Consider the following 6,000-nt stretch of genomic DNA (forward strand, 5'->3'; position numbering starts at 1 on the left):
AGGCCAACGACATTACGCTCTTATCGGCAGAAGTTTTCTGCGGAGCTTCAACATGGTTTATAATGGAAAAACGGGATCCGTTACTTTATCGCGTTAGATAAAAATCTCTCAACTTCCCTCTATAATGAGTTACGAATCGTTAATCTCCCTTAGGTACCTGAAGTCGGGAACTGGGCGTGGTTTTCTCTCCCTGATCGGTCTTATCTCCATTCTGGGCGTTCTCTTGGGAGTAGCATCGCTTGACGTGGTGCTTTCGGTCATGAAGGGGTTTGAGGATGAACTCAGGGACAAGATAATAGGTGCGAGTTCCCACGTAGTCGTAATGAGCTACGAAGGAGACTTCGAGGATTTTGCGGAAGTGGAGAAGAAACTTGAGCACTTTCCCGGTGTAACCTCGACAAGTCCCTTTATTTACAATCACGGCATGCTTGTCACGGAATATGCCGTTTCAGGTTCCGTGATAAGGGGGATAGACCCAAACAATTCTGCCTCGGTTGCCGCTGTGGCTGAAGCGGTGGGAAAAGGAAGCTTGCTGGAGGCAGGCAAGAACCGTGACGTCCTCTTTGATGAAGGGGTCCGGATTGTTTCTGGGCTTTCGCGTAAGACTGCTTCCGGCCATCCTCCGATCATCATAGGCAGGGAACTTTCAAATCTGATTGGCGCGACAATCGGGGATACGGTAAACCTTGTTTCCCCCTACGGGAAGATCGGTCCTTTCGGCCCGACTGCAAAGATAAGAAAATTCGGTGTAATAGGTGTTTTTGATTACGGCATGATTGAATACGATTCGTCTACCGCCTACGTATCGCTTGAGGATGCCATGAATTTCTTCGAAACCCGAAGCAAGATAACTGGCATAGAAATCAGGGTGGAAGACATATACCAGGCGCGGGAAACAGGGGACAAGATAGCCGAAACTCTCGGCTTTCCTTTCTACGCGAGGAACTGGGAGGACTCAAACAGAAGCCTTTTCAGGGCGCTTCGCCTTGAGAGAATGGCGATAGGAATATTTCTCGGGTTTATAGTTCTTGTCGCCGCCTTGAATATAGTCAGCACGCTTACGATGCTCGTTATGGAGAAAAAAAGGGACATAGCGGTGCTCATATCCATGGGGGCTCGCAAAAGCGGGATCAGGAGGATATTTGTCTACGACGGAATGATAATAGGGACCGCCGGAACACTTCTCGGCACGCTCTTGGGATACCTGATCTGCCGCTTTCTTGAGACCAGCAATTTTATAAAGGAAGCGATCCCGTTTGATGACAACGTGTATCCTATTTCCGAATTCCCTGTTAGGATAGAGCCGGTTTATTTTCTCGTCGTGGCGGCATCAAGCCTGCTTATATGTTTTCTTGCGACTCTGTACCCGTCTTACAGGGCTTCGAGAGAAAACCCCGTGGAGTCATTGAGATATGAATGAAATACTGTACAAGGTCAGGGGACTGGGAAAGGTTTTCAATAAGTCGGGCAGCAGCGTGCGCGCTCTTGGCGGAGTGAATATGGATATTTCTGCCGGAGAAACCCTAGGAGTCGTGGGAGTGTCGGGTTCGGGGAAAAGCACCCTTCTTCACATACTTGGCACTCTTGAGCCCCCGACAGAAGGTTCGGTTTTCTACAGGGGGAAGGATCTTTTCAGCCAAGATGAAGAAGAGCTCTCGGTTTTCAGAAACTCGGAAATTGGATTTATTTTTCAATTTCATTACCTTCTTATAGAATTCACGGCGCTTGAAAACGTCATGATGCCGTGTCTTATAGCAAGACAGAGCCTTGCTGTGGCGAGACAAAAGGCTTGCGATGTGCTTGAGAAGGTGGGACTTTCCGAGCGTCTCAACCATCTTCCGGGAGAGCTTTCTGGGGGAGAGCAGCAGAGAGTGGCGATCGCCAGATCGATTGTCAGAGGGCCGAAAGTGATACTTGCCGACGAGCCCACGGGGAATCTTGACAAAAAAACGGGATTCTCGGTTCTTGATCTGTTCTGCAGGCTTAACGAAGATTACGGGGTTACGGTTGTAATGGTTACGCATAACGACGAATTTGCGAAGAGAATGAAAAAAACTGTTAAAATATCGGACGGGATGGTTGCCGATGCGTAATAGTTTCCTACTGTACCTAGCCGTTTTTCTCCTTCTGGCGGCGTTCTCAATCTCTGATTCCATGGCCCAGAATCGCCCGGCCGGAATAGAAAATCCTCCGTCTTTTAAGGGGACGGTTGCTGAGGTGGTGGTCTCTGGCAACCGGAGAACCGAAACCTCCCTTATAGATCTCAATATAGAGACCAAGCAAGGCGATAAGTACTCCCCGCAGGCTGTAAAAGAGGACCTGAAGAGAATATACAAGCTTGATTTCTTCCAGCAGGTTCTTGTTGACGTCAAGCCAATTGAAGGTGGTCTCAGGGTTGAGTTTATCGTTGAAGAGAACCCCATACTTGCCGATATCAAGCTTTCAGGAAACGACAAGCTTAAGGAAGATGACATAAAGGAGGCGCTGGCATTCAGGGAAGGGCGTATCGTCAGTCTGAGGAAGATAACGGAAGGCAGGGAAATAATACTTGCCCTCGCTTCCGAGAAGGGTCTGGTTGGAACCGAGATTGAGTATGAGATCGAACCCAGGGGGGATGGCGTGGTGGATGTTGTATACCGAATCGACGAGGGGGAGAGAAAGTACATAAAGCAGGTCGAATTTGTCGGAAACAGCAAGATTGAAACGAAGAAAATCAAAAAGAATATCTATTCAAAGCCCAAGTATTTCTTCTCTTTCATAACGAAAAGGGGTCTTTTCAAGATTGAGGAGATAAAAAGGGATTCTGACAGGATAAAAGCGGTCTACATAGATAAGGGGTATCTTGACATAAAGGTGTCTGAACCTGCGGTACGTTACGATGAGGAAAAAGACGGCTACGTGGTCAGCTTCTCTATAGAGGAGGGGTCCCAGTACAAGGTGTCCGTGATAACGTTCTCCGGGGAACTTGCCGAGGAGCAGGACGAAATACGCCCTGATCTCGGACTTTCTCCCGACTCCGTTTTCAGCAGCTTCACGCTTCAGTCCGACATCGGGAAAATAACCGATTTTTACGGGGACAAGGGATATGCCTTTGCGAACGTGACCCCGGATGTGCGCCTCGACAAGGAAAACAGCTTCGTCAGCATTGATTACTCGATTGAAAAAGGCGAGGAAGTATACATAAGAAACATAAATATTCTGGACAACACCAGAACGAGAGACCAGGTTGTAAGAAGAGAACTTTCACTTGAGGAACAGAGCCTGTACAGCGTTTCAAAACTGAGAGCGGCGCGCTATGAGACCGCTCGCCTCGGTTACTTTGAGGACAACGTTGAGGTGCTGACCCACAGGGTTGAGGGAACGGACGATCTTCTGGATGTCGACATAAAGGTTGAGGAGCGTCCGACCGGATTTTTCAGCCTCGGCGGCGGAGTGAGTTCCGTTGAGAATTTCCTTTTCGCGGGCCAGATACAGGAGTCCAATCTTTTCGGGTACGGAAAGACCCTTTCCCTTGATGCGCAGGTCGGCGGCGTGACCAAGGTTCTCAGTCTCAACTATCAGGACCCTTATTTTCTCGGCACCAACTGGCTTCTGGATATCAGTATGTATACACATGACAGGGATTACAGGGATTTTGAGAGGGCGGCCAAGGGTATCTCCGTGGGAGTGGGAAGAAGAATAAAGAGATATTTCCAGGTGCGGGTCTTCCAGGAATTCTCAAAGCAGGACGTGCACAATGTCCGGGGAGACGCGCTGTTTGTCCTCTCTGAAACCGAGAGAACCGTGGTTTCCACCGGAGTGGGGGTGTCCTGGGATAAAAGAAACAACTATCTTGATCCCACAAAGGGTTTCCTTCTGAGTACGGCGGTTGAGTACGCCGGGCTTTTTGCGGGCAACACCGACTTTATAAAATATAACGCCACGGCCAAGTCCTGGATTCCGTTCTGGAAAGACACGTATTTTGCCACAAAGGCGAATTACGGGCTCCTGCATCTCATAGATGCCGGCGATGATCTTGTTGTTGAGGAGAGATTTTTTCTCGGCGGTCCCAACACACTGAGAGGCTTCCGCTACAGGAGAGTGGGTCCCAGAAGGCCGACCGACACTGGAGGTTATGTAATAATCGGAGGTGTTTCCCAGGTTCTGGGGTCTATTGACTTTGTTGTTCCCTTAAGCAAGACTGTCGGGCTTAAGGCCGTAGCCTTTTTTGATATAGGCAATTCTTTTGATAAAGGTGAATTCAGCTTCAATCCTTCGGACCTCAGGAAGGATGCCGGTTTCGGTCTCAGGTGGATATCTCCCTTGGGACCAATGAAGCTTGATATAGGCTTCCCGATAGGCGACAGGCTTCGGGATGAGGAGAAGTATGAAGTACAGTTTACGGTTGGCAATTTGTTCTGATCAGGCAGTCTATTTCTTTAAGGAGGCATTGGATTAAATGAAAAAATGTTTATTGCTTGCTATTGGATTTTTCATGTTTTTTGCATTCTCTTTCTCTGCTTACGCTCAGCAGAAAATAGCTTATGTAGATCTTCAATTAGTTCTCAGCGAGTCAAAGCCTGCAAAGGCAGACATGGCTTTGCTCCGGAAAGAAGAAGAAGCAAAAAAAACCGTGATAGAACAGAAAACAAAGGCCCTTGAAGATATGAGGCAGGATCTGATACAAAACGGAGAGATGATGAGCGGAAGCAAGAGAAGAAACCTTGCGGAAATCATAGAAAAAAAGCAGAAGGACCTGAACAGGACAATAGAAGACATGCGACTTGAACTTCGTAGAAAGCAACTTGAGTTGGAACAGAATTTTATTATAGAAATACAGGCTATAGCTAAAAAGATAGGCAAGCAGGAAGGATTTGACATTATTTTTTCAAAGACGGGAGCGGGCATTCTATACGTCAATCCATCCTCGGACATAACTCAGAAAGTCATATCGGCTTACGACGCTTCCAGGTAAATGAAGTTAGGAGTGGAGGAAGTAAAGGAACTTATTCCTCACAGAGAACCTTTCCTGTTCGTAGACTCTGTTCTGGAAATTGAAAAGGGCAAGAAGATCACTGCCGAAAAGCTGTTTTCTCCGGAAGAATTTTTTTTCAGGGGACATTTCCCCGGCAATCCTATAGTTCCGGGAGTGATAATTACCGAAGCGCTGGGCCAGGCCGGAGGAGTTCTCTTCAACTATTCTTTTAGGGATGAGCTGAAAAAAGAAGGTTTTGAAAACGCCTATCTTATGAGCCTTGACCGTTGCCGGTTCAGGGCGCCGGTGGTTCCGGGCGACAAGATAGTTCTTGAGGTTGAGCTCGTCAGAAGACGATCGAGAATAATATTCTTTTCCGCAAAAGCCTCCGTTGGCGGAAAGAAGGTGGCGGAGGCGGAAATTTCCGCTTGCCTTGTATGACTTCTATATGGGTAAGGTTATCTTAGTTCTTTTAGCGTTTTTTTGCTCAGCCGCTTTAAATGCTCATGCTTGTCAGGGAGTGAGAGAACAACCGGAATCTCACCAGATAGTGATAGATTTTATGCGGGATGCGGCACGCCGCATGAAATCCACGGATTATTCCGATTTAACTTCAAGAGTTGTAGAAGTCACTCCGATTGATGATGCCTCTGATTATACTCATGTATTAATAATGCATAAATCACGTGGAAAAGAGACTACGGGTTTAATAAAGTTAGATAAAAATTGCCTAATAGTATCTACAAGTGTGGTTGATGAATTAGTCCGGGATTATTATTTACCATGGATAAACCTACACTGGTTGAATTATGGTGTCAGGCGCAAGGACATCCACTAAATTTACTTCCATTATGTTTTCATGTTATTGACATTTTCGTTAATAGCCATATCATATTTTGTTTACTGTAGAAAGGGTTGTTTTACCCAATTTCAAGTTGGTCAGACAAGTGAATCCAGAATTCATAAAAATAAAAAGCTGGCGTAGCTCAGGGGTAGAGCAGCTGATTTGTAATCAGCCGGTCGGGGGTTCGAATCCCTTCGCCAGC

Annotated in this window: 6 protein-coding genes; all 6 read left to right on the forward strand. The window is 47.0% G+C overall.

Going from position 1 to position 6,000, the window contains the following annotated elements; genetic code table 11:
- Positions 1 to 124: 124 nt before the first annotated feature.
- The 6 genes from OXG10_00935 to OXG10_00960 all read left to right on the forward strand — a co-directional run bounded on the left by OXG10_00935 (position 125) and on the right by OXG10_00960 (position 5,792).
- Entirely contained in the window at positions 125 to 1,420 is a 1,296-nt protein-coding gene (locus OXG10_00935) for an FtsX-like permease family protein (GenBank protein MCY3825938.1), read from the forward strand.
- On the forward strand, positions 1,413 to 2,093 hold the full coding sequence (locus tag OXG10_00940) for an ABC transporter ATP-binding protein (protein ID MCY3825939.1): 681 nt from the start codon (positions 1,413 to 1,415) through the stop codon (positions 2,091 to 2,093). The genes OXG10_00935 and OXG10_00940 overlap by 8 nt, the downstream gene beginning before the upstream one ends.
- Positions 2,086 to 4,401: an outer membrane protein assembly factor BamA gene (gene bamA, locus OXG10_00945; protein MCY3825940.1), complete on the forward strand. Its 2,316-nt coding sequence runs from the start codon at positions 2,086 to 2,088 to the stop codon at positions 4,399 to 4,401. The genes OXG10_00940 and bamA overlap by 8 nt, the downstream gene beginning before the upstream one ends.
- Positions 4,402 to 4,438: 37 nt before the next feature.
- Complete coding sequence (locus tag OXG10_00950) at positions 4,439 to 4,954, forward strand: OmpH family outer membrane protein (GenBank protein MCY3825941.1); 516 nt, start codon at positions 4,439 to 4,441, stop codon at positions 4,952 to 4,954.
- The gene (gene fabZ / locus OXG10_00955) at positions 4,955 to 5,395 is read left to right on the forward strand and encodes a 3-hydroxyacyl-ACP dehydratase FabZ (GenBank protein ID MCY3825942.1); all 441 of its coding nucleotides are present in this window, start codon (positions 4,955 to 4,957) and stop codon (positions 5,393 to 5,395) included.
- A 142-nt stretch (positions 5,396 to 5,537) separates the two neighbouring features.
- Positions 5,538 to 5,792: a hypothetical protein gene (locus OXG10_00960; GenBank protein ID MCY3825943.1), complete on the forward strand. Its 255-nt coding sequence runs from the start codon at positions 5,538 to 5,540 to the stop codon at positions 5,790 to 5,792.
- Positions 5,793 to 6,000 lie beyond the last annotated feature (208 nt).

The organism is Candidatus Dadabacteria bacterium (assembly GCA_026706695.1).
Classification (GTDB): Bacteria; Desulfobacterota_D; UBA1144; order Nemesobacterales; family Nemesobacteraceae; genus Nemesobacter.